Below are 26749 nucleotides of genomic sequence, written 5' to 3' on the forward strand. Positions count from 1 at the left end.
CAGCCCGCCGTTCCGCATCACGGAACGGCGGGCTGTTTTCATTGGCGGCGTCCGCGCGCGTCAGTGCAGCGGCCGCGGGCCGCGGCGAAGGTCCCGGAACAACGCGTCGGCCGGTTCCAGCGCTTGCAGCCATGCTTCGTCATAGCCGCTCAGCGTGTCGAGCGCATCGCGCAGCCGCTCGATCGCGAGTACCGGCAGCTCGACGCTGTGCCGCGTCGCGCCGCTCAGGTGCGCGACGCTCGCGAGCTGAACGAGCGCATCCGCTGCTTCCGCGACGTCGGTCGCGAACAGCAGGTGCCGGTTGAGCAGTTCGACGAGGGCGCTGCTACCGGCGAAATCCTCGGCGTTGAGCTGTACGGACACAAACGTCGCATTGTTCATCTTTATCTCCTCGTTGTCTGAATGGCGCGGTGCATCTCCGAGTATAGGTGGCGGTGCCGGCAACGGAGCGGCGGCCTTGCGCGGCGGGGGGCGGCACGACGGCGCACGGTGGACGACGGTGGACGACGGTGGCGTCCCGGCCGGCGGGGGCGGGCGCGCCGCAACTCTGGGCTCGTAGCTGGTTGATCCGCGCCCTGCGGACCCGCAAGATTGTTGCCGGCTCAACCAGCTGTCGCGGCCCGGACCGCGACAAATGGTATCTTTGCCGCTCGGGACGACGCGAAAAGCGCGTGAAAAAGGGGCCGATGAGCCTTTCGCGCTGGCGTCCCGCCGTGGAAACTGACGGCCGCGACAGCGGTCGGATACTGGTTGGTCCGGCCGTTCGGCCGGACATCGTGCGTCGCGCGCCGGAGGGCGGTGAGCGGCGCAACGACGCAAATCCGGGAGGACCCTTGAGAAAAACGATTCCGATCCACGATGCGCTGACGCGCCGGCTGCCGCAGGCGGTGTTCGTCGTCGCGGCTGCGGCGCTGACGGGCTGTACGATGACGCCGTGGACCGACAACTGGCAGCCGGTGCGGCCGTCGCCGTCGACGTCGGCCGCGACGCCCGGTGTGATTGCCGGCTATTACCGCGTGAATCCGGGCGACACGCTCGCCGGCATTGCCGCCGCGTACGGGCAGCGCGTGCAGGACGTGGCGAGCTGGAACCACATGTCGCCTAACGACGCCGTCTCGCCCGGCCAGGTGCTCCGCGTCGCGCCGCCGCCGGCCGCGACGTCGCTCGCGCAGCCGCCTGGGGCGACGGCACAACCGGGCTCGCTGGCATGGCCCGCGACGGGCTCCGTCGTAACGCCGTTCTCCGCAGGCAAGACGCGCGGCATCGTGATCGCCGCATCGGGGCCTGACCATTCGGTGCGCGCCGCGGCAAACGGGCGAGTGGTCTACGCCGGATCCGGCGTCAAGGCGTATGGCCCGCTCGTGATCCTGAAGCATGAAAACGGGCTCATCACCGCGTACGGGCACAACGGCAAACTGCTCGTCAACGAAGGCGATGCGGTACGCGCGGGCCAGCCGGTTGCCGAGATGGGCACCGACGCGAGCGGCCGTGCGACGTTCGAGTTCGAAGTCCGGCAGAACGGCAAGGCCGTCGATCCGCTGAGCTTTCTGCCGCGAAACGGCGGCTGACGCCGCATCGGGGCGTGTGCGCCGCACGGCGCGCACGCTCGCGCCTTCATCCTTCCTTAAGCTGCGCGGTGGCAGACTGCCTCGCATGATTGCCGAGCCAGCGAATGCCCAGTGCGAGTCCTGCCGCGCCCAGCGCGATCACCGAACATTGAATGGCGACCGGCAGGTAGCCGTGCGGACGCGGATCGACGAACGGGTACGGATACCAGTTCTCCACTGCGCCGCGCACGAGCGTATAGCCGAGATAGACGACGGGAAAGGCGAGCCATGCAAATGCGCTGCGCCGCGGGACTGGCGAGCGCGGCTCCACGTACAGCCAGTCGCACAGCACCACGAGCGGCACGATCCGGTGCAGCACCCAGTTATTGAACGCCGGCGTGACATGGTGCAGCGCATCGAGCCGCGCGAGCAGCAGTTCGTAGACGATCGCGGTGATCAACATGTACAGCACCGCGGCGCCGCGCATCGATTCGTAGCGCGCCGAGCCGGCGCGCGTGACGCGCGACAGCCCGACGACAAGCATCGCCGCCGCATACAGGCTGCTGAGTTGCGTGAAGTAGCTGAGGTAATTGCCGAGATGAAAGCTCGGCAAGTGCCAGTAGTCGGCGACGCTGTGCAGCGTGGTCGACACCGCGAGCAACGCGGCGATCAGCCGGTAGGCCGCAACGAAGAACGCTTTGCTCATGATGCCCGCGCAACGTCGCACCAAAGCTTCATCGTGCCACAGTGGCGCGCGGGCGCGATGCGGATTTTCCTTATGACGCGGCCGGTTCGGGCGGGAGTGCCGATTCGTCCGATATTTGACCGGGTCGTGCAATGCCGGCCGCGCGTGACGCTACAATCGGGGAGCCGAGCGGCACCGGCCCGCTGCGGCATGTGCCCGCCCCGCATATCACACGAGAAACACGAGACACAGCATGAAAAACATCCTCGCGAAACAGACGCGCTACAGTTCGCCGGCCATCTTCTTCCACTGGGCCATCTTCCTGCTGGTCGCACTGGCTTATCTGGCCATCGAGATTCGCGGGCCGAAAGGCAGCGACAGTCGCGTGTTCTGGACGAACGTCCACTTCCTCGCGGGAACGTCCGTGCTCGTGCTGTCGGTGCTGCGCGTGCTGTGGCGGGTGGTCAGCCGCGTGCCCGAGCCGATTCCGCAGGCGGCGCTGCTGAAATGGCTGTCGACGCTCGCGCATTTCGCGTTGTACGTATTCATCATCGCGCAGCCGCTGCTCGGGATCATGACGATCAACATGGGCGGCAAGCCCGTATCGCTCGACTGGATTGGCGTGTCGTTCACGCTGTTCGGCCCCGACAAGGCGCTGCGGCCGACGATCAAGGAAGCGCACGAACTGATCGGCAACGCGTTCTATTTCGTGATCGGCCTGCATGCGCTTGCCGCGCTTTACCACCATTTCATCCGGCGCGACGACGTGCTGCGGCGTATGGTGCCGTGATCGCCGCACGCTGAAGCCGCGCATCGGCCCGGGGGCGCATGGTTGTCGACACAACCATGCGCCCCCGGTGCGTTTACCGCCGTGCACGGCTGGCCAGCGCGACGAACATTCGGTAACATCTCGGCTGTTTTTACATTCCGCTTACGCATTGCCGCGCATGCTGCACCGACATCGTCACCTGACCGCCTGGCTCGGCGTGTTCGCGATCTGGCTCGCGATCGCGGCGCCGCTGGTGTCGCAGTGGCGCATCGCGCACGTGGCGTCGCCCGATGCGACCATCTGTAGTGCAAAGCATGACGCGGCCCGCGCAGCCCCAGCGCACGATCATGCGTTGCATCTCGATGCATGCGGCTATTGCGGCTTCTTCGCGCACATGCCCGCGGCTGGCGGCGCGGCCGCCGCGTCGTTCGCTTTCGTCCCCGTCGCGACCGTTTCCGCTGCCGCGCCGCCTGCCGTCGCCGCACACGCCGAACGTTATCCGCGCGCTTATCCGCGCGCACCGCCCGAGCGCGCCTGACGCGCTGTCTCCGTTCCTTTCATCGCCGTTATCCGTGCAGTCCGTCGAGGCCGCGTGGAGGGCGTCACTCGGGCTTTCGATCATGACCGTTTTTTCGTTGCGCACGCCGACGGCGTCGCGCCAATTCCCTGCGCGGCGCGTGCCGCGCATGCTGACATTCACCGTTCCGGCGCTTGCCGTCGGCGCAATGACCGCGGCGGCTCCCGCCGAAACCGCGCGTGCCGCCGCCGGCGTGCCGACTGCTGACGCTGGCGCGCTGCTGCCGCCCGTCGAGGTCGTCGCATCGCCGCTGACGACGCCGCTCGTCGTCGTCACCGATCCGAAGGCGCCGCGCCAGCCGCTGCCGGCGAGCGACGGTGCGGACTATCTGAAGACGATTCCCGGCTTCACATTGATTCGCAGCGGCGGGACGAACGGCGACCCCGTGCTGCGCGGGATGTTCGGTTCGCGGCTGAACATTCTCGCGAACGGATTGCCGACGCTCGGCGCGTGTCCGAACCGGATGGATGCGCCGACGTCGTATATCGCCCCGGAAAGCTATGACAAGGTCATGGTCGTGAAAGGCCCGCAAACCGTGCTGTACGGCCCCGGCGCATCGGCGGGCACCGTGCTGTTCGAGCGCGTGACGCCGCGCTTCGAGCGGGCCGGCATGCGCTTCGACGGCAGCGTGGTCGGCGGGTCGTTCGGCCGCAACGACCAGAACTTCGACGTGACGGCCGGCACGCCGGACGTCTACGGCCGCGTGACCGCCAACCACGCGCATGCGCAGGACTACAAGGACGGCAACGGCAATACCGTGCCGTCGCAATGGGACAAGTGGAATGCCGATGCGGCGCTCGGCTGGACGCCCGACGACCGCACGCGCGTGGAGCTGACGGCGGGCGCCGGCGACGGCTATGCGCGCTATGCGGGGCGCGGAATGGACGGAGCGCATTTCCGCCGCGAAACGTTCGGCCTGTCGTTCGACAAGCGGCATCTCGGCGACGTGCTCGACCGTGTCGAGGCGCGCGTGTACTACAACGAAGCCGACCACGTGATGGACAACACCACGCTGCGTCAACCGGATCCGGCCAGCAGCATGCCGATGCGGATGGCATCCGAGGTGCGGCGCCGCACGTTCGGTGCGCGGGCCGCGGCAACGTTGCGCTTCGGCGACGACTTCAAGCTCGTGGCCGGCGTCGACGCGCAGTCGAACCGGCTCGATTCGCGTTCGGCGATGGGGCGACAGAACTACGGCGACCAGCCGTGGAATGCGCAGGCGACGATGTGGAACGCGGGCGCGTTCGGCGAACTGACGTGGTACGCGAGCGATACGGCGCGCGTGATCGGCGGCGCACGGGTCGATTACGCGAGCGCGCGCGACAAGCGTGCGACGACGCGCGGGATGATGACGAGCACGCCGAATCCGACCTTCGACGACGACCGCGCGCGCGTGCTGCCGAGCGGCTTCGTGCGCTACGAGCGCGATCTCGCGTCGCTGCCGGTCACCTGGTATGCCGGCATCGGTCACGCGCAACGCTATCCGGACTACTGGGAGCTGTTCTTCGCGAAACGCGGGCCGGCCGGCTCGATCAACGCGTTCTCCGCCGTGCAGCCCGAAAAGACCACGCAGCTCGACATCGGCGCGCAGTACAGGAGCGACCGCGTCGATGCATGGGTGTCGGCATACGCCGGCTATGTGCAGGACTACATCCTGTTCAACTACGCGCACGGAATGATGGGCCCGACCACACAGGCGACGAACGTCAACGCGCAGATCATGGGCGGAGAAGCCGGTATGTCATGGCGCCCAGTCGCGCCGCTGCGGATCGACACGTCGCTCGCGTATGCATGGGGGCGCAATGCAACGAGCGGCGATCCGTTGCCGCAGATGCCCCCGCTCGAGGCGCGCGTCGGGTTGGAGTACACGCGCGGCGCATGGTCGGCAGGCGGCCTGTGGCGGGTCGTTGCGCCGCAGCATCGCTATGCGCTGAACGAGGGCAACGTGGTCGGCAAGGACTTCGGTCCGAGTGCGGGCTTCGGCGTGCTGTCGCTGCATGCGCAGTACAACGTCAGCGAGAAAGTGCAGATCTCGGTCGGCGTCGACAACGTACTGAACAAGGCCTATACCGAGCATCTGAACCTCGCCGGCAACGCGGGTTTCGGCTATCCCGCGAACGCGCCGGTGATGGAGCCGGGGCGCACCGCATGGCTGCGCGTGAGCGCGAAGCTGTGACGCACGGCGCGCGTGTGCGTTGCAGCATGCGCGCGCATCGACGCGACACCGCCTGAACGGGCGAGGCGCGTCAACCGATTAGAGAACCGTATCTAGTCAGGGCGCAAACGTTCGCGACTCGTGATTCACTGCCGCATTCGACGCGCAAGGCCGGTTCGCCCGATCGCGGCCCGCCGCGCGTGTCGATCCTCATTCGCACCGGCAGCACAATAATCAGGAGAACATGGATGGCCAGATCGATGCGTTCCAGGGTGGTGGCAGGGGCAGTGGCATGCGCAATGAGCGTCGCGCCGTTCGCGGGCACGACCGCGATGATGACGCTCGCGACGACGCACGCGGCGATGGCGGCGGCCGCGCCGGCAGACGATTATGCGGCGACGCGTTACCCGATCATTCTCGTGCACGGGCTGACCGGCACCGACAAGTACGTCGGCGTGCTCGACTATTGGTACGGCATTCAGCAGGACCTGCAGCAGCATGGCGCGACGGTGTATGTCGCCAACCTCTCCGGCTTCCAGAGCGACGATGGCCCGAACGGGCGCGGCGAACAGCTGCTCGCGTACGTGAAGACGGTGCTCGCCGCGACAGGCGCGGCGAAGGTGAACCTGGTCGGCCACAGCCAGGGCGGCCTCACATCGCGCTATGTCGCGGCCGTCGCGCCCGATCTCGTCGCATCGGTGACGACCATCGGCACGCCGCACCGTGGCTCGGAGTTCGCGGACTTCGTACAGAGCGTGCTTGCGTACGATCCGACCGGGTTGTCGTCGTCGGTGATCGCCGCGTTCGCCAATGTATTCGGAATCCTGACGAGCAGCAGCCAGAACACGAACCAGGACGCGCTCGCCGCACTGAAGACGCTGACGACCACGCAGGCCGCCACGTACAACCAGAACTATCCAAGCGCCGGTCTCGGCGCGCCGGGCAGTTGCCAGACGGGCGCGCCGACGGAGACGGTCGGCGGCAATACGCACCTGCTGTATTCGTGGGCCGGCACGGCGATCCAGCCGACGATATCTGCATTCGGCGTCACGGGTGCGGCCGATACGAGCACGATTCCGGCAATCGATCCGGCGAACGCGCTGGACTTGTCGACGTTGGCGCTGCTCGGCACCGGCACTGTGATGATCAATCGTGGCTCGGGGCAGAACGACGGGCTCGTATCGAAGTGCAGCGCGCTGTACGGGAAGGTGCTGAGCACAAGCTACAAGTGGAATCACCTCGACGAGATCAACCAGTTGCTCGGCGTGCGCGGCGCGTATGCGGAGGATCCTGTCGCGGTGATTCGCACGCATGCGAACCGGCTGAAGCTCGCGGGCGTGTGATCGATGGCCGTGCGTGAAGGACGCGCGCCGCTTGCGCGGCGCGTTGCGATCTACGGTGCGGCAGGACTGGCTGCGATTGCCGTCGCAGCACTCTGGAGCGGCGCGGCGTCACAGCGCCGGGCGGATGCCGCATATGCGTCGGCGGCCGAGCAAGCCCCTGGCGGCGCGAGCGCGTCGGCGGTCGTGGCGCACGCCGCGGTGCCGGCGAGCACCGGCCTGCCGTCGTCGCTTGCAGGGGCCAGTGCGCCGCGGTTGCCGCTCGATGCGGGCGGCCATCTCGCGAAGTCGCGCGCGGTCCGCGATTTCTTCGATTATTGCCTGACCGCGCAGAGCGACCTGAACGCAACCGCGCTCGATGCGCTCGTCGTGCGCGAGATCGCTGCACAGCTCGACGGCACGATCGCGCAGCGTGAGGCGTTGGACGTGTGGCATCGATACCGTGCGTATCTCGACGCGCTCGCGACGCTACCGCAGGCCGGTGCGGTCGACAAGTCGGATCCCGGCGCGCTGCAGCTCGCGCTCGACCAGCGCGCGTCGATCGGATACCGCACGCTCGGCGACTGGAGCCAGCCGTTTTTCGGCGCGGAGCAGTGGCGGCAGCGCTACGATCTCGCGCGGCTGAAGATCGCGCAGGATCGCACCTTAACCGACGCGCAGAAGGCGGAACGGCTCGCGGCGCTTGCGCAGCAGATGCCGGACGACGAACGGGCCGCGCAACAGAAGGTCGACAGGCAGCGCGCCGCGATCGACCAGATCGCGCAGTTGCAGAAGAGCGGGGCGACGCCCGACGCGATGCGCGCGCAACTGACGCAGACGCTTGGTCCCGAAGCGGCGGCGCGCGTCGCGCAGATGCAGCAGGACGATGCATCGTGGCAGAGCCGCTACGCGGACTATGCGGCGCAGCGTGCGCAGATCGTTGCGGCCGGGCTGTCGGCGCAGGATCGCGATGCGCGGATTGCCGCACTGCGGCAGCGCATCTTCACGAAACCCGGCGAAGCGGTGCGAGCGGCGTCGCTCGATCGCGGCGCGGCGGCCGCACAGTAACGCGCGCAATCGCGCACGCAATCCCGCATGCGGTCACGCGGCGCGCGTGAACCGCCGCGGCAGATGCTGCTCGATGGTTGCCGCGAGCGTATCGAATGCGGGCCCGATGCCTTCGTGCGCGACGCACGCGTAGCCGAGCAGCAGCCCGCGGCGCGCGGTGTCCCGACAGCTGTAGTAGCTCGTCAGCGGGCGCACGATCACGCCCGCGTCGAACGCGCTTTGCGTAACCGCGCGATCGTCGCACGTATCGGGCAGACCGAGCACCAGATGCAGCCCTGCTTCGTCGCCCATCACGGGCAGCGCGTCGCCGAACCGCGCATGGATCGCATCGATCAGCAATTGCCGGCGCTCGCCGTACAGCGTGCGCATCCGTCTGACGTGCGAAGTCAGGTGCCCGTCCATGATGAATTCGGCGAGCACGGCCTGCTGCATCAGCTGGCCCTCGCGATACAGTTCCGACAGTCCGGTGCGGAACGTGTCGACGAGATGTTCGGGCACGACCATGTAGCCCATGCGCAGGCCCGGGAACAGCATCTTGCCGAGGCTGCCGACGTAGATCACGCGGCCGCCGTCGTCGAGACCTTGCAGCGACGCGAGCGGGCGGCTGCCGTAGCGGAATTCGCTGTCGTAGTCGTCCTCGATGATCCAGCAGCGGTGCTGGCGCGCGTATTCGAGCAGCATCCGGCGCCGCGCGAGGCTCATCACCATCCCGAGCGGATACTGGTGAGATGGCGTGACGAGCACGAGCCGCGGCGGTTGCTGCATGTCGCTCGCACTCGGATCGATCCCTTCCTGGTCGACCGGCACCGGCGTCAGCGCGAGGCCGGCCGCCTGCAGCACGCTGCGCACGCCCCAGTAGCACGGCTCCTCGACCCACGCGCGATCGCCGATGTCGGACAGCAGCCGCACCGCGAGGTCGATCGACTGGTGAATGCCGGTCGTGATGATCACCTGGTCCGGCGAGCATTTGACCGACCGTGCGACGCGCAGGTAGTCGGCAAGCGCACGACGCAACGGGCGGTAACCGCCACCGGGCGCGTAGGTCAGCAGCTCCGGATTCGCTTCCTTCCATAGTCGCGCCTGCAGGCGGCTCCACGTGCGGCTCGGGAATTCCGACACGTCCGGCACACCCGGCATGAACGCGCCCCACTGGCGCCGCGACACACCCGCATGCTCGATCAGTTGGCGGCCGCGCATCGACAGGCCGCCCTGCGCGTCCGGCAGCGGCGCCGCGCCGCTACCGGCCGACGGCGGCGCGGCGCCCGGCGCATGGATCGCGGCCGCGTCCGGGCGCGTGTCGGCCACGTAGGTGCCGCTGCCCGTCGTCGTCAGCACGTAGCCTTCGGCGGTCAGCTGGTCGTACACGTGCAGCACGGTATTGCGCGCGATCGACAGGTCGGCCGCGAGCGTGCGCGAACTCGGAAGCTTCGTCCCCGGCCCTAATTCTCCGGCAAGAATCGCTTGCTGCATCTGTTGCAGCAGTTGCCGGTACATCGGCTCGGACGAGCTGCGGTCGAGCCGGGCGGACAGCCAGTCCGCGAGGATCACGGTATCCAAAGTGGTCCTACTAGGAATATTGAAATGGTTCCCTAGTATAGAACCGTGCCGGCCGTATAGTGGGTCCATCTCACAAGAAACACTTTCGAGTTTTCTTGACCTCCTGGGGGGCCTGGCGCGCAGCGTCGGGTTGAAGGGCATTCATAAACGTTTTGTCGCGCAGCAAGGGGACAGCCACGATGAAGTCCGATGATGTGATCGTCAGCTTTCGCGGCGTGCGGAAGACCTACGACGGGGAAACCCTGGTCGTCAAATCGCTCGACCTCGACATCCGCCGAGGGGAATTCCTGACGTTGCTCGGGCCGTCCGGCTCGGGCAAGACCACCTGCCTGATGATGCTGGCGGGTTTCGAGTTTCCGACGGGCGGCGAGATTCGGCTCGATGGCGAACTGCTGAACACCGTCCCGCCGCACAAGCGCAACATCGGCATGGTGTTCCAGAACTATGCGCTGTTTCCGCACCTGACGGTGGAGCAGAACGTCGCGTATCCGCTGACGGTGCGCAAGCTGCAGGCCGGCGAGCGTGCCGAGCGCGTCGCGCATGCGCTGAAGATGGTGCAGATGGAGCGCTTCGCGAAGCGCTATCCGGCGCAGTTGTCGGGCGGCCAGCAGCAGCGTATCGCCCTCGCGCGCGCGCTCGTGTTCGAACCGAAGCTCGTGCTGATGGACGAGCCGCTCGGCGCGCTCGACAAGCAGCTGCGCGAACACATGCAGTACGAGCTGAAGGCGCTTCACGAGAAGCTCGGCGTGACGTTCGTGTATGTGACGCACGATCAGGGCGAGGCGCTGACGATGTCCGATCGCGTCGCCGTGTTCGACAAGGGGATCGTGCAGCAGCTCGATACCGTCGATCGTCTTTACGAATCGCCGTGCAACGAATTCGTCGCGAACTTCATCGGCGACAGCAACCGGCTGCGCGGCACCATCGCGCGCGTCGACGGCGACTTCTGCGAGTTCCGGCTCGACGACGGCACGCAGCTCGTCGGACGCCGCATCGGCGATGCGGCCGAAGGCGCGCCGGCCGTCGCTTGCATCCGCCCCGAACGCATGAGCCTCGCGAACGGTCACCTGAACGGCGGTGCCGCGAACCGGGTGACCGGCGAGGCCCGCAGCCTGATCTATTTCGGCGATCACGTGCGCATGCGCTGCGCGTTGCCGGGCCAGGACGAATGCTTCGTGAAAGTGCCGCTCGGCACGGGCGCGCTCGACGCGTTCTCGCCCGGCGCGCCGGTATCGCTCGCATTCTCGCCCGAGCATCTGCGCGTGTTCGCGTGACGCAGGGTTTCCCGTTTTTTCGCAGCACGTCGTCAACAACAACGCCCACTTCCACCACGAGAGGAGAGGAACCATCATGAACGCAGCACACTCTACCGCGCGTCGCACGGCACTCGCGCTGGCGCTTGCCGTCGTCGGCGCATCGGCCACGGCGGCCGAACTTACGGTCGTCAACTTCGGCGGCGCGAACGGCGACGCGCAGAAGGCCGCGTTCAACCAGCCGTTCGAGAAGGCCACCGGCAACAAGGTCACGGCCGTCGAGTACAACGGCGAGCAGGCGAAAGTGAAGGCGATGGTCGAGGCGAAGCACGTCAACTGGGACGTGGTCGAAGTCGAATCGGGCGACCTGAACCGCGGCTGCGACGAAGGGCTGTACGAGAAGCTCGACTGGGCGAAGATCGCGAAGAAATCCGACCTGATTCCGGAAGCGCCGCAGGTGTGCGGCGTCGGCTTCTTCGTATGGTCGACCGCGCTGTCGTACAACGCGGACAAGCTGAAGACCGCGCCGACCGGCTGGGCCGATTTCTGGAACGTGAAGAAATTCCCCGGCAAGCGCGGGATGCGCAAGGGCGCACGCTACAACCTCGAGTTCGCGCTGATGGCCGACGGCGTCGCGACGAAGGACGTGTACAAGGTGCTCGGCACGAAAGCTGGCCAGGACCGCGCGTTCAAGAAGCTCGACGAGCTGAAGCCGTATATCCAGTGGTGGGAAGCCGGCGCGCAGCCGCCGCAGTTCCTGGTGGCCGGCGACGTCGTGATGTCGACCGCGTACAACGGCCGCATCGACGCCGCGCAGAAGGAAGGCAAGAACCTGAAGGTCGTGTGGAACGGCAGCATCTACGACCTCGACTACTGGGCGATTCCGAAGGGCTCGCCGAACAAGGCGCTCGCCGAGCAGTACATCGCGTACACGCTGACGCCGAAGCCGCAGCAGGCGTATGCGCAGCACATCGCGTACGGCCCGACGAACGTCGCGGCGATCAAGTCGCTCGATGCGAAGACGCTCGCGAACCTGCCGAACTCGCCGGCCAACGGCAAGAACGCGGTGCTGGAAGACATCGGTTTCTGGACCGACCACAGCGACGAGCTCGAGCAGCGTTTCGCCGCGTGGGCGACGAAGTAACCGCTACTCGGGTGTCCTGATGCAACCTGCCGCGCGGCGCGCCGAGCGCGTCGCGCGGCATTCCGCCGGACCGTGCCCGGCCGGAGAGAACCGTTGAACACGATGACGATCGCTTCTTCCTCGCCGTCGACAGCCGCGCTCAAGCGCGAACTGAAGGCAGCCGAGGCCCGCAAGCGCACGATGGCGCTGCTGCTGATCGCGCCGCTCGCGATCTTCCTGCTGCTTATCTTTGTCGTGCCGATCGGCACGCTGCTCACGCGCGCGGTGCAGAACCCCGAAATCGCGACCGCGCTGCCGAACACGGTCGCCGCGCTGTCCGGCTGGGACCGCAAGGCGCCGCCGCCCGACGCCGCGTATGCCGCGCTCGCGACCGACATGACGAAGGTTGCCGACAGCGAGGCGATGGGTGCGCTCGCGCGACGCCTGAACACCGAGATTCCGGGCTACCGCTCGCTCGTCGCGAAGACGGCGCGCGCGATGCCGCTGAAGGGCGATGGCGACGCGGCACTGACCCCCGCGCAGACTCGCGCGAAACTGATCGACCTCGATTCGCGCTGGGGCGACGCGGCGTACTGGCAGTCGATCGCGAAGAACGGCAGCCAGGTGTCGCCGTTCTACTTGCTCGCCGCGCTCGACCACAAGCAGGACGGCTTTGGCCATATCGTGCAGGCCGACCCGGACCAGTCGATCTATCTTGCGATCTTCGGCCGCACGTTCGTGATTGGCGTCGCCGTCACGCTGTTCGCGCTGCTGCTCGGCTATCCGCTCGCATACTGGATTTCGACGCTGTCGGAGCGCCGCGCGAACCTCGTGATGATCCTCGTGCTGATCCCGTTCTGGACGTCGGTGCTGGTGCGCGTCGCAGCGTGGATCGTGCTGCTGCAGAGCGAGGGGCTCGTGAACAAGGCGCTGATCGGCAGCGGGCTGATCTCGCATCCGCTGACGCTGCTGTTCAACCGCGTCGGCGTGTACATCTCGATGACGCACATCCTGCTGCCGTTCATGATCCTGCCGCTGTACAGCGTGATGAAGTCGATCCCGCCGACCTACCAGCGCGCGGCCGTGTCGCTCGGCAGCCATCCGTTCGCCGCGTTCTGGCGCGTGTATGTGCCGCAGACCTATCCGGGCGTCGGCGCCGGCGCGCTGCTCGTGTTCATTCTCGCGATCGGTTACTACATCACGCCCGCGCTGCTCGGCGGGCCGAACGACCAGATGGTCAGTTACTACGTCGCGTACTTCACGAACGTGACGATCAACTGGGGCATGGCATGTGCGCTCGGCGGGCTGCTGCTCGCGGCGACGCTCGTGCTGTATGCGGTGTACGGGCGCTTCGCGCGCACCAACGTGAGCCTCGGCTGAGCGCCGGGCACTGGGAAACGACAAGGGAGTGCCGACCATGAAACTCGCCAGGCCGCTGTTCGCGCCGCACATGTCGTTCGTCGAGCGCGCGTGGTACGTCGCGCTGCGCGTGCTCGTCGTGCTGACGCTGCTGTACCTGATCCTGCCGGTGCTCGCGATCGTGCCGCTGTCGTTCTCGTCGAGCACGTTCCTCGTGTATCCGATTCCGGGCTTCTCGACGCGCTGGTACGAAAACCTGATCGCGTCCGACGAATGGCGGATGGCGGCGAAGAACAGCTTCATCGTCGCGCCGTCGGCGACCGTTGTCGCGACCGTGCTCGGCACGCTCGCCGCGATCGGCCTCACGAAGGCGGATTTCCGCGGCAAGGGGTTGCTGATGGCCGTGCTGCTGTCGCCGATGATCGTGCCCGTCGTCGTGGTCGGCGTCGGCATGTACCTGTTCTTTGCGCCGCTTGGGCTCGCGAACACGTACACGGGCCTGATCGCCGCGCACGCGGCGCTCGGCGTGCCGTTCGTCGTGACGACGGTCGCGGCGACGCTGCAAGGCTTCAACCAGAATCTGGTGCGCGCGAGCCTGTCGCTCGGCGCGAATCCGGTCACGACGTTTTTCCGCGTGACGCTGCCGGTGATCGCGCCGGGCGTGATGTCGGGCGCGCTGTTCGCGTTCGCGACGTCGTTCGACGAAGTCGTCGTCACGCTGTTCCTCGCGGGCGCGGACCAGACGACGCTGCCGCGCCAGATGTTCACCGGGATCCGCGAGAACATCAGCCCGACGATCGCCGCGCTCGCGACGATCCTGATCATTTTTTCGACGAGCCTGCTCCTCGCGCTCGAATGGCTGCGCGGACGCAACGCGCGGCGTGCGGTGTCGTAACGGCGCGCGGCCCCGCGAAATGCCTGGCGGGCGCGCGATGAAACGTCACCGCGCGCCGTCACATCACATCACGTCACGTCACGTCACGCTCAGAAGCCGCCCGTCTGGATCAGCTTGTTGAGGTTCGACACGTTCAGGCTGCCGAAGCCGGTCGGGTAGTCCCAGCCGGCGCCCGCGGTGTAGCCATACCCCTGATAGCCATTGTTGCCCGACACGACGTCATAGCGCACCAGCGACGGGTTCGATGGAATGTCCGCATAGAACTTCGCGGCCGGGAAACCGAGACCCGTGCCGTTCGCCGCGAGCAGGCGGGCCCAGAAGCCGGTGAAGATCGGCGCGGCGAGGCTCGTGCCGCCGATTTGCTGCAACTGGCCGTAGTTGTAGATATATGCGCCCGTGCTCTGCGCGGCGTCGAACGACACGTCCGGCAAACGGCGGTTGCTGCCCGATTGCCACGACGGCGCGGGCAGGATCGAGCTGACGCCGCCACCCGTCGCCCAGAGCTTGCCGTTGCCGTCGAGGCCTTCGTTCCATACCGTCTCGCTCGAGAACCCGCCGCTCGACGTGGTGTACAGCGTCGTGCCGCCGATCGCGAGCACGTGCGGCGAAGCGGCCGGCCACGACACCGTGTAGTTCGCGCCGTCCGGATAGCCGCGGTTGTTGCACTCGTACACGCCTTCGTCGCCTGACGACACCGAGAACGTCTGGCCTTGCGCGGCGGCCGTCGTGAAGATCTGCTCCTCGGCATCGAGCGTGCCGTCCGCGTCCGCGTCCGTTTCGCACCAGCCGAGCGACACGTTGATCACCTTCGCGGTATTGTCCGACACGACACGGTTGAACGCCCGCGTGAGCCCGGTGTTCCCGGCTGCGTTCAGGTCCGCCATGTAGAACACCAGCTTGCCGACCTGGCCGCCGGCCGATCCGACGATCGACTGGCTGTCCAGATCCCATTCGCCCTGGCCGTCCTGGTCGTCGCTGTAGCTGCCGGTCGTGCCGGTGCCGTTGGTCTTCACGGTCTGGGTCGCGACCGTGCCGTAACCATTGCTCGACGTGAACTGCTTCAGGTCCTGCAACGTCTGCGACACGCCGCCGATCGTGACGATTCCGACCGTCACGCCGGCCGCGGTCGGCACGCCGGTTGCGTTGTAAAGGCCCGGAAATTCCTTCGGATAATGGCCGGTAGCCGTGCCGGCCGCGAGCGCTTGCGGTTTCGAGACGTTGCCGATGCGCAGCATCGGCCGTGCGCGTGCGACGTTCTGCAGCCCAAGCACCGAGCCGACGACGTCGCCGAGCGCGCGCGGCACCTGTGCGGTCGACGCGTTCGCGAATCCGGAGCGGCCTGCGTACTCGAAATGCACGAGCGACGTGTTGAATGCGGTTTTCACCGTGCCGGCCGTACCGCGCGCGGACACCAGCAGCCGGTTCGGCGCGACCTCGATGTTCACGAAGCCGCTTTTGCGCAGATAGTCGACGACCGACTTCACCTGCGCTTCGGTCGGCGCGTAGTTCGCGAGGAACTGCTCGTGCGTCAGGTACTGGCGATAGCGCGCGTTGCCGGGGCGGTTGACGTCGTGCGCGAGTTGCTTCAGTTGCGCCGCATTGCGCAGCTTCAGGCTGACGACGACGTCGGCCGTTTCGCCGGCCGCGAGCTCGAGCGACGGCGCCGCGCTGCGGGCCAGCAGCTGCGGGCCGGTCAGAAAGGTCTTCGTGTGGGTGTCGACCCAGTCCGTCGTCGCGTGCGCGGCGCCGGCCGCGAACACGAGCGGCCACGCGCACGCGAAGCGGCGGGGCAACGGAAGGGGAAGGGCAAACCGGGCATTCCTTTTCATCGGGAGTCCTTTTTAGGAGAGACGACGTTGCTGGAAGCCCCGGCCCTTGTGGGGCCGCGAGCGGTGACGAGCGTAGGGCGTCGGCGCCGTTCAGGTAGCTGCCAGTTTCCATAGCTGTCAGTTCTGACATTGGCGTGCTCACACGCGGGCGACGTGCGGTTCAGGCGTCTCGAAGCGGCGACCGGCAAAGGGAACCGGTTCGCTGCGCGATCGCGCGACGGTGGCCGACGCTTGTGCGCGCGACTCGTTCGTTGCCGTATCGGAATGTGCGCGATCGCGGAGCGCATCGTCGTGCGCGCGCATCGCCGGCTCGCGCGCGCGGGCGCGCCACGAGTCGCACTATTTGGTCAAGCGCGGTAGCGGCGAGCGCGCGACGGCGTCGCCGGATACGCGGAGGCACGAAAACGGCGCCCGTCGAACGCGGAGGTTTCCCGAATTGTGGAACAACGCATCGCCGAGTCTTGCAGCGTGCTTTCGGTTCGCCGCTCGGATCGGCGCATTAGAGTCGGTGCTCGAATTGCGATCGCGGCGCCGTGCCGACAGTCACCTGCTGTCCATTGCAAGACGAGTGCGCTCGTAAGACCGGTATCCCGGTGAAATTCCTTCTTGACGCCCGCGGATCCGCCGCTATCCTTCCATTCATAACTTTTCGGTTATGAATTGCCTCATGCAAAACGCTCACGACATGCTGTTCCGTACGCTCGCCGATCCGACGCGCCGCGCGCTCTTCGAGCGGCTGTGCGAGGAGGGCGAACTGACGGTGGCCGCGCTGACCGCCCGTGCACGCGTGTCGCAGCCGGCGGTATCGAAGCACCTGGGCGTACTGAAGCAGGCCGGGCTCGTGAGCGATCGCCACGAAGGCCGGCAGACGCACTACAGCGCGCAGCCGCAGGCGCTGACCCCGTTGATCGACTGGACCAGCCAGATGGCCGGCTTCTGGCAGCACCGGTTCGACGCTCTCGAAGATCTGCTCAAAAGGATGGATCAGTGATGAACCAGGGTTCTACTGAAACGCGTACTGTCGTCGTCGAACGGGAACTGCCGCATCCGCCGGAGAAGATCTGGCGAGCGCTCACGCAGCCGCATCTGATCGACGCGTGGCTGATGAAGAGCGATTTCGAGCCGGTCGCTGGCCGCGCATTCAGCTTCCACGCGGACTGGGGTTCGGTCGACTGCAAGGTGCTGACGATCGAGCCGCAGCGCGTGCTGTCGTATACGTGGGCCGCCTATGGCCTCGAAAGCGTCGTTACCTGGACGCTCACGCCGACGCCGCGCGGCACGCTGTTGCGAATGGAGCAGGCGGGGTTCCGCACGGATCAGGAGCAGGCATACCGCGGTGCGCAGCACGGATGGGCTCGGTTCTTCGCGTCGCTCGAACAGGTGCTCGCGCGTCCCGATGAAGGCACGGAGGCACATGCATGAGCACGACCGACCTTACGCCGTCGCAGCGTATCGACGCATTGATCGCCGGGATCGGCGATTGGCGCGGCAAGACGTTCGCGGCGGTGCGCGACGCGATTCTCGCGGCCGACGACGGCATCGTCGAGGAATGGAAATGGATGGGCAGCCCCGTGTGGTCGTGCGACGGGATGATTGCGGTCGCAAACGCGCACAAGGGCAAGGTGAAGCTGACGTTCATGCATGGAGCGCACCTGGCCGATCCGGACGGCCTGTTCAACGCGGGTCTTGAAGGAAACGCGCGCCGAGCGATCGATTTCCTCGAAGGCGACAAGCTCGACGAGCCGGCGCTGAAGCGTCTCGTGCGCGCGGCAATCGATTACAACCGCGCGCATCTGAAGAAGAACGCGCGAGCGCGTTTGTCCGCCGGCGCGAAGGCGCGAACCGGCAACGCCGCGTGACGCGCGACGCGGACGACGTCCCGCGCTAGCCGGGCGCCGTCGTGCGATCGGCGCGGCGGCAGCCGCCCACCGACCGGCACGAAAAAAAGCCCGACACGAGGTCGGGCATCCAAATCGGCCGCAGCCACCGCGAGGCGGCTGCGGCACCTGCAAACGCAGGGCGCTTACGCTGCGAGCAGCGAACGCAGCACGAACGGCAGGATCCCGCCGTGCTTGTAGTAGTCGACTTCGATCGGCGTATCGATGCGCAGCAGCACCGGCACGCGGGTCGTTTCGCCGTTCTTGCGGTGAATCACGAGCGTGACGTCCTGCTGCGGCTTGAAGTCGTCGCCGAGGCCTTCGATGTCGTAGGTCTCTTCGCCGGTGATGCCGAGCGACTGGACGCTGTCAGCACCCTTGAATTGCAGCGGCAGCACGCCCATGCCGACGAGGTTCGAGCGGTGGATGCGCTCGAAGCTGCGTGCGATCACGGCCTTCACGCCGAGCAGCTGCGTGCCCTTCGCGGCCCAGTCGCGCGACGAGCCCGTGCCGTACTCTTCGCCCGCGAACACGACGGTCGGCGTGCCGGCGTCGACGTACTTCATCGCCGCGTCGTAGATCGACAGCTGCTCGCCGCTCGGCTGATGAATCGTCAGGCCGCCTTCGACGCGCGTGCCGTCCGCCTTTGCCGGAATCATCAGGTTCTTGATCCGGACGTTCGCGAACGTGCCGCGCATCATCACGTCGTGGTTGCCGCGGCGCGAGCCGTAGCTGTTGAAGTCGGCCTTCTGCACGCCGTTCTCCTTCAGCCACTTGCCTGCCGGCGAGTCTTCCTTGATCGAGCCTGCCGGGCTGATGTGGTCGGTCGTCACCGAGTCGCCGAAGATGCCGAGTGCGCGTGCGCCCTTGACGGTCGGGATCGATGCGGCCGGCTCCATCGAGAAGTCGTTGCCGAAGAACGGCGGCTCCGCGATGTAGGTCGACTTCGGCCAGTCGTAAACCTGGCCCGTCTCGCCCTCGATCTTGCTCCAGAGATCGCCCTTCTTGGTCAGCTTCGAGTAGTTGTCCTCGAACTTCTTCGGATCCAGCGCGAACTTCAGCAGCGCGTGGATTTCCTCGCTCGTCGGCCAGATGTCGCCGAGGTAGATGTCGTAGCCGTCCTTGCCCTTGCCGACCGGCTCGGTCATCAGGTCGCGCGTGATGTTGCCGGCGATCGCGTACGCGACGACCAGCGGCGGCGACGCGAGGAAGTTCGCGCGGATGTTCGGGTGGATCCGCGCTTCGAAGTTGCGGTTGCCCGACAACACGGCCGCCGCGACGATGTCGTTCTTCGTGATCGCTTCGTTCAGCTCCGGCGTCAGGTCGCCTGCGTTGCCGATACAGGTCGTGCAGCCGTAAGCCGCGACTTCGAAGCCGAGCTTCGCGAGATAGGGCAGCAGGCCCGTCTTCGTCAGGTATTCGGTGACGATGCGCGATCCAGGCGCGAGTGACGTCTTGATGTGCGGCGCGACGCTCAGGCCGGCTTCGACGGCCTTCTTCGCGAGCAGGCCGGCGGCCAGCAGCACGCTCGGGTTCGACGTGTTCGTGCACGACGTGATCGCGGCGATCAGCACGTCGCCGTTCTTCACGTTCACGCCGTTGCTCGTCGTGTACTGCGCGTTCAGGTCCTCAGCCTTCTTCGCGAAGCCGTTCTCCGCGACCGGCTTCGAGAACAGTTCGGTAAACGTCGATTTGACGTTGCCGATCTCGATGCGGTCTTGCGGGCGCTTCGGGCCGGCCAGCGACGGTGCGACCGTCGCGAGGTCGAGCGTCACCGTCTTCGTGTAGTCGATGTCGCCGGCGTTCGGAATGCCGAACAGGTTCTGCGCCTTGAAGTAGTTTTCGAACGCGGCAATCTCGGCCTTCGTGCGGCCAGTGCCTTCGAAGTACTCGATCGTCTTCTCGTCGACCGGGAAGAAGCCCATCGTCGCGCCGTATTCCGGCGCCATGTTGCCGATCGTCGCGCGGTCCGGCAGCGACAGCGAGCGCGTGCCTTCGCCGAAGAACTCGACGAACTTGCCGACGACCTTTTCCTTGCGCAGCATTTCGGTGATCGTCAGCACCAGGTCGGTGGCCGTCACGCCTTCGCGCAGCTTGCCCTTCAGCTCGACGCCGACGACGTCCGGCGTCAGGAAATACACCGGCTGGCCGAGCATGCCGGCTTCAGCCTCGATGCCGCCCACGCCCCAGCCGACCACGCCGATGCCGTTGATCATCGTCGTGTGGCTGTCGGTGCCGACGAGCGTGTCCGGGTAGTACACGGTGTCGCCGCCGTCCGTCTTCTTGTGGACGCCGCGCGCGAGATATTCGAGGTTCACCTGGTGGACGATGCCCACGCCCGGCGGCACGACCTTGAACGTGTCGAACGCCTGCATGCCCCACTTCATGAACTGGTAGCGCTCGTTGTTGCGCTGGAATTCCAGCTTCATGTTCAGGTCGAGCGCATCCTTCTGACGGAAGTAGTCGATCTGCACCGAGTGGTCGACGACGAGGTCGACCGGCACCAGCGGCTCGATCTTCTTCGGATTCTTGCCCGAACGCTCGGCGACACCGCGCATGGCCGCGATGTCGGCGAGCAGCGGCACGCCGGTGAAGTCCTGCAGCACCACACGCGACACCACGAACGGAATCTCGTCGACACGCTTCGCGGTCGGCTGCCAGTTCGCGAGCTGCTCGATGTGCTCTTCGGTGATCTTCTTGCCGTCGTAGTTGCGCAGCACGGACTCGAGCACGATACGGATCGACACCGGCAGGCGTTCGATCTTCGTCTTCAGTTCCTTGCCGAGCTGCGGCAGCGAGTAGAACTTGCCTTTGCCGGAACCGCTGTCGAATTCCTTGAGAGTCTTGTGGAGATTGTGGGCCATGGTGATTTTCCTGGGTTTAAGGCTAGGAAACTACGTGTCCTGTAGATGACGGCTATATCACATACAGATCGACGTACTCATTGACCGGCATTGCTTCGAGCTTTGCCTGGTCCAGCGACACGTCGAGAATCGCTTGTTGCTGCTTTGCCGGGAAACGGCGGGCAAGGTTGGTCCGGAATTTCTCGATCAGCAGCGGGATGCCGTCCGCACGGCGTCGCTGATGGCCGATCGGGTATTCGACCGCCACTTCGGCAAGCGTCGATCCGTCCGCGAATTCGATCGTCAATGCATTCGCGATCGAGCGCTTCGCCGGGTCATGGTAATCCTTCGTGAACTGCGGATCCTCGACGCACGCGGTTTTCGCGCGGAGCGCGTCGATGCGCGGGTCGGCGGCGACCGCGTCTTCGTAATCGGCCGCGGTCAGCCGGCCGAACAGCAGCGGCACCGCGACCATGTACTGGATGCAGTGGTCGCGGTCGGCCGGATTCGCGAGCGGCCCCTGCTTGTCGATAATGCGCAGCGCGGCCGCATGCGTGCGGATCGTGATGCGGCTGATGTCGTCGGTCGTGCGGCCCACCTCGGCGAGCCGAGCGTGCAGCTGCAGCGCGGCCTCGACGGCCGTCTGCGCATGGAATTCGGCGGGGAACGCGATCTTGAACAGCACGTTCTCCATCACGTACGTGCGGTACGGGCGCTGGAAGCGGAACGGCTGCCCGTTGAACAGCACGTCGTAGAAGCCCCAGGTTTTCGCGGTGAGCGCCGACGGATAACCCATCTCGCCGGTTTTCGCGATCAGCGCGAGGCGCACCGCGCGCGACGTCGCGTCGCCGGCCGCCCACGACTTGCGTGAACCGGTGTTCGGCGCGTGGCGGTAGGTGCGCAGCGCGTGGCCGTCGATGAACGCGTTGGATACCGCGTTGATCAGTTCATCGCGCGTGAGCCCGAGCAGGCGGCCGACGACGGCCGTCGACGCCACTTTCACGAGCAGCACGTGGTCGAGCCCGACCGCGTTGAACGAATTTTCGAGCGCGAGACAGCCCTGGATCTCATGGGCCTGGATCATCGCGACCAGGACGTCGCGCATCGTCAGCGGCTGCCTGCCGGCCGCGACGGCCGTGCGTGACAGCCAGTCGGCCGTCGCCAGGATCCCGCCGAGGTTGTCGGACGGATGCCCCCATTCGGCGGCGAGCCAGGTGTCGTTGAAGTCCAGCCAGCGGATCATCGCGCCGATGTCGAACGCGGCCTGGACCGGGTCGAGCTGGAAAGACGTGCCGGGCACCTTCGCGCCGTTCGGCACGATCGTGCCCGGCACGACGGGGCCGAGCAGCTTGGTGCAGGCGGGGTAGGACAGCGCCTCGAGGCCGCATCCGAGCGTGTCGATCAGGCAATGACGCGCCGTCTCCAGCGCAAGCGCGCTGTCGATTCCGGTATTCAGCACGTAGTCGACGATATCGACGAGAACCGAATCCGGAGCGGGGCGGACGTTGGAGACCGAGGCGGACATCGAGGAGCCCTGGGGAACGCGCTTAGTTCGTTGCCGGCTTCAGCTCGTTCGACTGCGTCGGCGCTGCGCCGCCTTGTGCCATTTCCGGCGTCATGCACTCGTCGGCGAGACGCTCGCCGCCGTTCGCGTCGCTGAACAGCATCGCCTTGGTCGGGATCACGACCAGCTTGAAGCCGGCGGCCGGATCGTAGAACGTGTCTGCGCCGGTCGTCGTCGCCTGACGCGGCAGCTTGTAGTTCTTGTTCGCCCAGTGGACCGTGACCACCTGGTCGCGCTTCATGTCGCCGGCGAGGTTGAACGACAGGCCTTCCTTGCACGACCACTTGACGGCGCCGTCCGGTACCGGATCGACCTTGGCTGCGGCACGTGCCTGCGCCTTCTTGCTGCGCGGAACGAGGCGCTTCGCCGGTGCCGGGCGCTTGGCCGTCTTCTTCGCGGTCGTTGCCGTGCCCTGCGCGAACGCGCTCGGAGCCGACACCAGCATCGTGGCGGACAACGCGCCGATGGCGGTAGCGATCAGGAGTTTCTTCATGGAGTCAGAACCTTTCGATTATCAGTTGACAAGGGCCGACAGCCGACGCCGCCGGCCGGTTTGAAACTGCACGCGCCCCGGAAGCGCGCAGCGGCCGCTATTTTCACCTATTTGGCCGCGCATATTTCAGGTTTTCGGGCTCCGTTACGTTTTTTGTCGTTTCGCAAACGTGTCGCCGGTTCGCGCGTGCGCGCTTCGATGAAATCCGTGTGTCGGCGCGTGCTCACCGAACGTTCCCGGCGGCCGGGCCGAACAGCGGCGCGGCGTCGGCCGGCACCGGCTGGCCGGTCCCCTTCGCGCGGCGCAGGACCGACCAGTAATAGCGGTAGCTCGCGCGGTCGTGCAGCGTGTCGCCGTGGCGCGTCGGGCCCCAGTCGGCGGCCTGCGCGGCCAGCAGGATCTCGGTTGCCACCGCGACTTCATCGGTGCGCGGGGCGAACGCGTCGACGATCGGTCGGATCTGCGCGGGATGAATGCTCCACATCCGCGTGAACGCGAATTCGTCGCGCGCGCGGCGCGCGTCGCCGGCGACGACGCGCATGTCGCGGACCTCGGTCGTCACGTTGTGCGACGGCGTCTTGCCGTGCGCATGGCACGCGGCCGCGATTTCCAGCTTCGCGCGGCGCACGAGCGGGTGGTCGAACTGGCCGGGCGAGCGCATCGCCGCATCGGGAATTGCGCCGTGATGCGCGGAGACGAAGTCCATCAGCCCGAAACTCAGCGTGCCGACGAGCGGCAGCGCGGCAAGAGCGGCCGCCTGCGCGAGCGCGCCGTGCGTCTCGACCAGCACGTCGACCGGGATCGGCTGCGCGAGACCGAGCTCGCGGCGCGTGCCTTCGATGAACGCGATCATTTCGGCCGCGTCGGCGGCGTTCGCGATCTTCGGCAGCGTGATGTAGGCCGGTGCGCGCGCGGCGCGCAGCACGATGCGGACGTCGTCGCGCCAGTGGGAATGGGAAAAGTCGTGGATGCGGACGCCGACCCGCCCGAAGCGGTTCTCGGCGCTGCCGAGGATGTCGGCGACGAGTTGCGCGTGCGCCGCTTCCTGGCCGACGGCGGCGCCGTCCTCGCAGTCGAGCGTGATGTCGAATACCGGGCCGAGTTCGGCCTGGAGCGCGAGCGACTTGCGCATCAGCTTCTCGCTGCCCGCGTAGTGATCGCAGCAGGGCAGGATCGCGGGCGGCGACGCGCCGTCGTACAGCACTTGTGCAGGAGTGAGCGCGGACATCTCTTCTACGTCAAGGAAGCGGCCAACGTGGAGAAAATCGGATTCGGGCGCGCTCTGGGCCGGCGCGTGGAGCGCCTGAAGCGGCAGAACGTGCGCGAATCGGATCGGGCGGCGGGCCGGCTGTCGGCCCGCCGCTCGCGCCGTGACCGGCCGCCCGAAGGCGGCCGGCCGTGCAGCCTGCTTAGTTCTTCAGCAGGTGGGCGACGCCGTCGCGCTCTTCGAGCAGCTCGGCCAGCGTGCCGTCCATCTTCTCGCGCGAGAACGCGTCGATCTCGAGGCCTTCGACGCGCTTGTATTCGCCATTTTCGCAGGTGACCGGCACGCCGTAGATGATGTCTTCGGGGATGCCGTACGAGCCATCCGACGGGATGCCCATCGTGACCCACTTGCCGTTCGTGCCGAGAACCCAGTCACGCACGTGGTCGATCGCCGCATTGGCTGCCGACGCCGCCGACGACAGGCCGCGCGCTTCGATGATCGCCGCGCCGCGCTTGCCGACGGTCGGGATGAACGTTTCGCGGTTCCACACGTCGTCGTTGATCAGCTTCAGCAGCGACTCGCCTTCGGCGGTTGCGAAGCGGAAGTCCGGGTACATCGTCGGCGAGTGGTTGCCCCACACCGCGAGCTTCTCGATCGACGCGACCGGCTTGCCCGACTTGGCCGCGAGCTGCGACAGCGCGCGGTTGTGGTCGAGGCGCAGCATTGCCGTGAAGTTCTTCTTCGGCAGATCCGGAGCCGACTTCATCGCGATGTACGCGTTGGTGTTCGCCGGGTTGCCGACGACCAGCACCTTCACGTCGCGGCTTGCGACTTCGTTCAGTGCGGCGCCCTGGACCGTGAAAATCTCGGCGTTCGCCGACAGCAGGTCCTTGCGCTCCATGCCCTTCGAGCGCGGACGTGCACCGACCAGCAGCGCGACGTCTGCATCCTTGAATGCAACCTTCGGATCGTCGGTGATCACGACGCCCGCGAGCAGCGGGAACGCGCAATCGTCGAGTTCCATCACGACGCCTTTGACGGCGGCTTGGGCTTGCGGGAGGTCAAGCAGTTGCAGGATGACCGGCTGGTCCTTGCCGAGCAGGTCGCCGTTCGCAATGCGGAACAGCAGGGAGTAAGCGATTTGACCTGCGGCGCCGGTGACGGCAACGCGCTTTGCGGGCTTAGCCATTGAAAATCTCCAGGACGGGTGAAGCGGTGGACGCTAGGCAAAACGCCATTCTATGCGCGTTACGCGTAGCGTTGCATTGAAGCAGGGCGGAGGACTCGCGAAAGGCAGACGCGGTGAACCTGGAGACGGCCGTGGCACGTAGCCGGGGACGCGTTTTGCACCCGCGAACCCTTGCTCGCCCCGGAGTGTAGGAGCCGCCGCGTGCAAAGTCAAACGGTATCATATGTCTTATATAAGACAGATGTTTTGCGGAATTTGAGTGGACGAAAAAGCGCGGTTTGTGATGAAATGCGCGCCATGACATCGAACCAGGCGAACAACGCGAATCCAACCGGCGCAGGCGGCCCAGGGCAGCCGGGCGCGGGTGATTCCGTGCCGGCCACGGCGGCCGCGACGTCGCCGACGTTCAGTCCTTTATACCAGCAGATCAAGTCGTTGATCACGCAGAGTCTCGAGTCCGGCGAGTGGAAGCCGGGCGAGATCATTCCGAGCGAGGTGGAGCTCGCGGCCCGTTACAAGGTCAGCCAGGGCACCGTTCGCAAGGCGATCGACGAACTGGCCGCCGAAAACCTCGTGGTACGGCGGCAGGGCAAGGGTACTTTTGTTGCGACGCACAACGAAGATCGCGCGCAGTTCCGGTTTCTGCGCCTGCTGGCCGACGATGGTGCCGAGCATCCGCACGTGAGCCGTCTGCTCGAATGCCGGCGGCTGCGTGCGCCGGCCGAGATCGCGCGGCAGCTCGATCTGAAGCCGGCCGATCCGGTCGTGCAGGTGCGCCGGCTGCTGGAATTCGAGAACGAAACGACGGTGCTGGACGAGATCTGGCTGCCGGGCGCGATGTTCCGCGGCCTTACGTTCGAGCGGTTGAGCGAGTACAAGGGGCCGCTCTACGCGATGTTCGAAACGGAATTCGGCACGCGGATGATCCGCGCGACGGAGAAGATCCGCGCGGTTGCGGCGGAGCCGGCGGTAGCCGACCTGCTGCACGTACCCGCCGGTTTTCCGCTGCTGTCGGTCGAGCGCGTGTCGTATACATACGGCGACCGTCCGGTGGAAGTGCGGCGCGGATGGTATGTCACGACCGGGTATTACTATCACAATGACTTGAGCTGACGACGTATCGGCACAAGCGGCGTGCATGTGCGTTTCCCACGCTCGCATAGCACGTTTCGGGCCGCCTTTATTCCCGTTCGCGTAACGATCCAGAGCAGACTTTCGCTGCAGCGCGATATAAAAAGGCGCTAAAATCGCGGATTAGTGTGACAACATAGTAGGGGTCTAGCATGACTGACGCAGTAAGAAAGCCGAGGCCGGAATACCGGAACATCGGAATCGGCGACATCACGTTGAAATATCGGATGCCGCTGGCGGCGATATTGTCGATTCTCCACCGAGTCAGCGGCGCGCTGCTGTTCCTGTTCCTGCCGTTCTTGCTGTTTC

23 protein-coding genes and 1 pseudogene are annotated in these 26749 nt (G+C 66.4%); 15 read left to right on the plus strand and 9 right to left on the minus strand.

Annotated elements, in window-relative coordinates; genetic code table 11:
- Window positions 1-60 precede the first annotated feature (60 nt).
- A complete protein-coding gene (locus tag KDW55_RS18925; RefSeq protein ID WP_059544775.1) occupies window positions 61-381 on the minus strand; it encodes a hypothetical protein in 321 nt (106 codons plus the stop codon).
- A gap of 452 nt (window positions 382-833) precedes the next feature.
- On the opposite strand from KDW55_RS18925, the gene KDW55_RS18930 reads away from it, so the two are divergent.
- Window positions 834-1568, plus strand: coding sequence for a peptidoglycan DD-metalloendopeptidase family protein (locus KDW55_RS18930; RefSeq protein WP_069242753.1), 735 nt, complete (start codon window positions 834-836; stop codon window positions 1566-1568).
- Between the two features lie 46 nt (window positions 1569-1614).
- Here the strand turns inward: KDW55_RS18930 and KDW55_RS18935 are convergent, their stop codons facing one another.
- A complete protein-coding gene (locus tag KDW55_RS18935) occupies window positions 1615-2253 on the minus strand; it encodes a Pr6Pr family membrane protein (RefSeq protein ID WP_059544771.1) in 639 nt (212 codons plus the stop codon).
- A 232-nt stretch (window positions 2254-2485) separates the two neighbouring features.
- Between KDW55_RS18935 and KDW55_RS18940 the strand changes: the two genes are divergently transcribed.
- From KDW55_RS18940 to KDW55_RS18960, 5 genes are all read left to right on the plus strand, one after another.
- Window positions 2486-3022 carry a cytochrome b gene (locus KDW55_RS18940; RefSeq protein ID WP_040139394.1) on the plus strand — a complete coding sequence of 179 codons (537 nt, stop codon included), beginning with the start codon at window positions 2486-2488 and terminating at the stop codon, window positions 3020-3022.
- 157 nt (window positions 3023-3179) lie between these two features.
- Complete coding sequence (locus tag KDW55_RS18945) at window positions 3180-3539, plus strand: DUF2946 domain-containing protein (protein ID WP_040139395.1); 360 nt, start codon at window positions 3180-3182, stop codon at window positions 3537-3539.
- An 82-nt stretch (window positions 3540-3621) separates the two neighbouring features.
- Window positions 3622-5754: a TonB-dependent copper receptor gene (locus tag KDW55_RS18950; RefSeq protein WP_212198013.1), complete on the plus strand. Its 2133-nt coding sequence runs from the start codon at window positions 3622-3624 to the stop codon at window positions 5752-5754.
- A 227-nt stretch (window positions 5755-5981) separates the two neighbouring features.
- Window positions 5982-7076 carry a triacylglycerol lipase gene (locus KDW55_RS18955; protein ID WP_209822326.1) on the plus strand — a complete coding sequence of 365 codons (1095 nt, stop codon included), beginning with the start codon at window positions 5982-5984 and terminating at the stop codon, window positions 7074-7076.
- 3 nt (window positions 7077-7079) lie between these two features.
- Window positions 7080-8120: a lipase secretion chaperone gene (locus tag KDW55_RS18960; RefSeq protein WP_209822327.1), complete on the plus strand. Its 1041-nt coding sequence runs from the start codon at window positions 7080-7082 to the stop codon at window positions 8118-8120.
- Window positions 8121-8153: 33 nt separating this feature from the next.
- Here KDW55_RS18960 and KDW55_RS18965 read toward each other — a convergent pair whose 3' ends face one another.
- Complete coding sequence (locus KDW55_RS18965) at window positions 8154-9677, minus strand: PLP-dependent aminotransferase family protein (RefSeq protein ID WP_040139399.1); 1524 nt, start codon at window positions 9675-9677, stop codon at window positions 8154-8156.
- A 179-nt stretch (window positions 9678-9856) separates the two neighbouring features.
- On the opposite strand from KDW55_RS18965, the gene KDW55_RS18970 reads away from it, so the two are divergent.
- The 4 genes from KDW55_RS18970 to KDW55_RS18985 all read left to right on the plus strand — a co-directional run bounded on the left by KDW55_RS18970 (window position 9857) and on the right by KDW55_RS18985 (window position 14307).
- The gene (locus KDW55_RS18970) at window positions 9857-10951 is read left to right on the plus strand and encodes an ABC transporter ATP-binding protein (protein WP_059544759.1); all 1095 of its coding nucleotides are present in this window, start codon (window positions 9857-9859) and stop codon (window positions 10949-10951) included.
- A gap of 76 nt (window positions 10952-11027) precedes the next feature.
- Complete coding sequence (locus tag KDW55_RS18975) at window positions 11028-12074, plus strand: ABC transporter substrate-binding protein (RefSeq protein WP_040139401.1); 1047 nt, start codon at window positions 11028-11030, stop codon at window positions 12072-12074.
- A gap of 102 nt (window positions 12075-12176) precedes the next feature.
- Complete coding sequence (locus tag KDW55_RS18980) at window positions 12177-13433, plus strand: ABC transporter permease (RefSeq protein ID WP_212161612.1); 1257 nt, start codon at window positions 12177-12179, stop codon at window positions 13431-13433.
- Window positions 13434-13470: 37 nt separating this feature from the next.
- Window positions 13471-14307: an ABC transporter permease gene (locus tag KDW55_RS18985; protein WP_040141016.1), complete on the plus strand. Its 837-nt coding sequence runs from the start codon at window positions 13471-13473 to the stop codon at window positions 14305-14307.
- An 89-nt stretch (window positions 14308-14396) separates the two neighbouring features.
- Here KDW55_RS18985 and KDW55_RS18990 read toward each other — a convergent pair whose 3' ends face one another.
- The gene (locus KDW55_RS18990; protein ID WP_212161607.1) at window positions 14397-16136 is read right to left on the minus strand and encodes a S53 family serine peptidase; all 1740 of its coding nucleotides are present in this window, start codon (window positions 16134-16136) and stop codon (window positions 14397-14399) included.
- 667 nt (window positions 16137-16803) lie between these two features.
- Here KDW55_RS18990 and KDW55_RS18995 point away from each other — a divergent pair.
- From KDW55_RS18995 to KDW55_RS19005, 3 genes are read left to right on the plus strand one after another with little or no spacing between them, the layout of a single operon-like run.
- Window positions 16804-17127 carry a metalloregulator ArsR/SmtB family transcription factor gene (locus KDW55_RS18995; RefSeq protein ID WP_059544753.1) on the plus strand — a complete coding sequence of 108 codons (324 nt, stop codon included), beginning with the start codon at window positions 16804-16806 and terminating at the stop codon, window positions 17125-17127.
- Window positions 17127-17558: an SRPBCC domain-containing protein gene (locus tag KDW55_RS19000; RefSeq protein WP_059544801.1), complete on the plus strand. Its 432-nt coding sequence runs from the start codon at window positions 17127-17129 to the stop codon at window positions 17556-17558. Before KDW55_RS18995 ends, KDW55_RS19000 begins: the two co-directional genes overlap by 1 nt.
- Window positions 17555-17995: a DUF1801 domain-containing protein gene (locus KDW55_RS19005; RefSeq protein ID WP_069242758.1), complete on the plus strand. Its 441-nt coding sequence runs from the start codon at window positions 17555-17557 to the stop codon at window positions 17993-17995. Before KDW55_RS19000 ends, KDW55_RS19005 begins: the two co-directional genes overlap by 4 nt.
- Before the next feature lie 164 nt (window positions 17996-18159).
- Here KDW55_RS19005 and acnA read toward each other — a convergent pair whose 3' ends face one another.
- The 5 genes from acnA to KDW55_RS19030 form a co-directional block, all read right to left on the minus strand.
- Entirely contained in the window at window positions 18160-20877 is a 2718-nt protein-coding gene (gene acnA / locus KDW55_RS19010; RefSeq protein WP_040139405.1) for an aconitate hydratase AcnA, read from the minus strand.
- A gap of 52 nt (window positions 20878-20929) precedes the next feature.
- The gene (locus tag KDW55_RS19015) at window positions 20930-22381 is read right to left on the minus strand and encodes a bifunctional 2-methylcitrate dehydratase/aconitate hydratase (protein WP_212161608.1); all 1452 of its coding nucleotides are present in this window, start codon (window positions 22379-22381) and stop codon (window positions 20930-20932) included.
- 22 nt (window positions 22382-22403) lie between these two features.
- Window positions 22404-22913, minus strand: coding sequence for a hypothetical protein (locus KDW55_RS19020; RefSeq protein ID WP_040139407.1), 510 nt, complete (start codon window positions 22911-22913; stop codon window positions 22404-22406).
- Between the two features lie 223 nt (window positions 22914-23136).
- The gene (locus KDW55_RS19025; protein WP_212149814.1) at window positions 23137-24141 is read right to left on the minus strand and encodes an aldolase/citrate lyase family protein; all 1005 of its coding nucleotides are present in this window, start codon (window positions 24139-24141) and stop codon (window positions 23137-23139) included.
- A 181-nt stretch (window positions 24142-24322) separates the two neighbouring features.
- Window positions 24323-25309, minus strand: coding sequence for a malate dehydrogenase (locus tag KDW55_RS19030; protein ID WP_040139409.1), 987 nt, complete (start codon window positions 25307-25309; stop codon window positions 24323-24325).
- A 297-nt stretch (window positions 25310-25606) separates the two neighbouring features.
- On the opposite strand from KDW55_RS19030, the gene KDW55_RS19035 reads away from it, so the two are divergent.
- Together KDW55_RS19035 and KDW55_RS19040 are read left to right on the plus strand one after the other, a co-directional pair.
- Complete coding sequence (locus KDW55_RS19035) at window positions 25607-26422, plus strand: GntR family transcriptional regulator (protein WP_040141020.1); 816 nt, start codon at window positions 25607-25609, stop codon at window positions 26420-26422.
- A 170-nt stretch (window positions 26423-26592) separates the two neighbouring features.
- Window positions 26593-26749: pseudogene (locus tag KDW55_RS19040) on the plus strand (succinate dehydrogenase, cytochrome b556 subunit); the annotation flags it as partial.

The sequence above is a fragment of the Burkholderia sp. AU19243 genome, assembly GCF_018148075.1.
GTDB classification, from domain to species: domain Bacteria; phylum Pseudomonadota; class Gammaproteobacteria; order Burkholderiales; family Burkholderiaceae; genus Burkholderia; species Burkholderia latens_A.

Bases quoted from the DNA above. Each gene is read 5' to 3' on its own strand.
- KDW55_RS19035 (WP_040141020.1), top strand. From the start codon at position 25,607: ATGACATCGAACCAGGCGAACAACGCGAATCCAACCGGCGCAGGCGGC.
- KDW55_RS18950 (WP_212198013.1), top strand. From the start codon at position 3,622: ATGACCGTTTTTTCGTTGCGCACGCCGACGGCGTCGCGCCAATTCCCT.
- KDW55_RS19000 (WP_059544801.1), top strand. From the start codon at position 17,127: ATGAACCAGGGTTCTACTGAAACGCGTACTGTCGTCGTCGAACGGGAA.
- KDW55_RS18975 (WP_040139401.1), top strand. From the start codon at position 11,028: ATGAACGCAGCACACTCTACCGCGCGTCGCACGGCACTCGCGCTGGCG.
- KDW55_RS18980 (WP_212161612.1), top strand. From the start codon at position 12,177: ATGACGATCGCTTCTTCCTCGCCGTCGACAGCCGCGCTCAAGCGCGAA.
- KDW55_RS19005 (WP_069242758.1), top strand. From the start codon at position 17,555: ATGAGCACGACCGACCTTACGCCGTCGCAGCGTATCGACGCATTGATC.
- KDW55_RS18990 (WP_212161607.1), bottom strand. From the start codon at position 16,136: ATGAAAAGGAATGCCCGGTTTGCCCTTCCCCTTCCGTTGCCCCGCCGC.
- KDW55_RS18945 (WP_040139395.1), top strand. From the start codon at position 3,180: ATGCTGCACCGACATCGTCACCTGACCGCCTGGCTCGGCGTGTTCGCG.
- KDW55_RS18955 (WP_209822326.1), top strand. From the start codon at position 5,982: ATGGCCAGATCGATGCGTTCCAGGGTGGTGGCAGGGGCAGTGGCATGC.
- KDW55_RS18970 (WP_059544759.1), top strand. From the start codon at position 9,857: ATGAAGTCCGATGATGTGATCGTCAGCTTTCGCGGCGTGCGGAAGACC.
- KDW55_RS18995 (WP_059544753.1), top strand. From the start codon at position 16,804: ATGCAAAACGCTCACGACATGCTGTTCCGTACGCTCGCCGATCCGACG.
- KDW55_RS19025 (WP_212149814.1), bottom strand. From the start codon at position 24,141: ATGTCCGCGCTCACTCCTGCACAAGTGCTGTACGACGGCGCGTCGCCG.
- KDW55_RS19015 (WP_212161608.1), bottom strand. From the start codon at position 22,381: ATGTCCGCCTCGGTCTCCAACGTCCGCCCCGCTCCGGATTCGGTTCTC.
- KDW55_RS18960 (WP_209822327.1), top strand. From the start codon at position 7,080: ATGGCCGTGCGTGAAGGACGCGCGCCGCTTGCGCGGCGCGTTGCGATC.
- acnA (WP_040139405.1), bottom strand. From the start codon at position 20,877: ATGGCCCACAATCTCCACAAGACTCTCAAGGAATTCGACAGCGGTTCC.
- KDW55_RS18985 (WP_040141016.1), top strand. From the start codon at position 13,471: ATGAAACTCGCCAGGCCGCTGTTCGCGCCGCACATGTCGTTCGTCGAG.
- KDW55_RS18940 (WP_040139394.1), top strand. From the start codon at position 2,486: ATGAAAAACATCCTCGCGAAACAGACGCGCTACAGTTCGCCGGCCATC.
- KDW55_RS18935 (WP_059544771.1), bottom strand. From the start codon at position 2,253: ATGAGCAAAGCGTTCTTCGTTGCGGCCTACCGGCTGATCGCCGCGTTG.
- KDW55_RS18925 (WP_059544775.1), bottom strand. From the start codon at position 381: ATGAACAATGCGACGTTTGTGTCCGTACAGCTCAACGCCGAGGATTTC.
- KDW55_RS19020 (WP_040139407.1), bottom strand. From the start codon at position 22,913: ATGAAGAAACTCCTGATCGCTACCGCCATCGGCGCGTTGTCCGCCACG.
- KDW55_RS19030 (WP_040139409.1), bottom strand. From the start codon at position 25,309: ATGGCTAAGCCCGCAAAGCGCGTTGCCGTCACCGGCGCCGCAGGTCAA.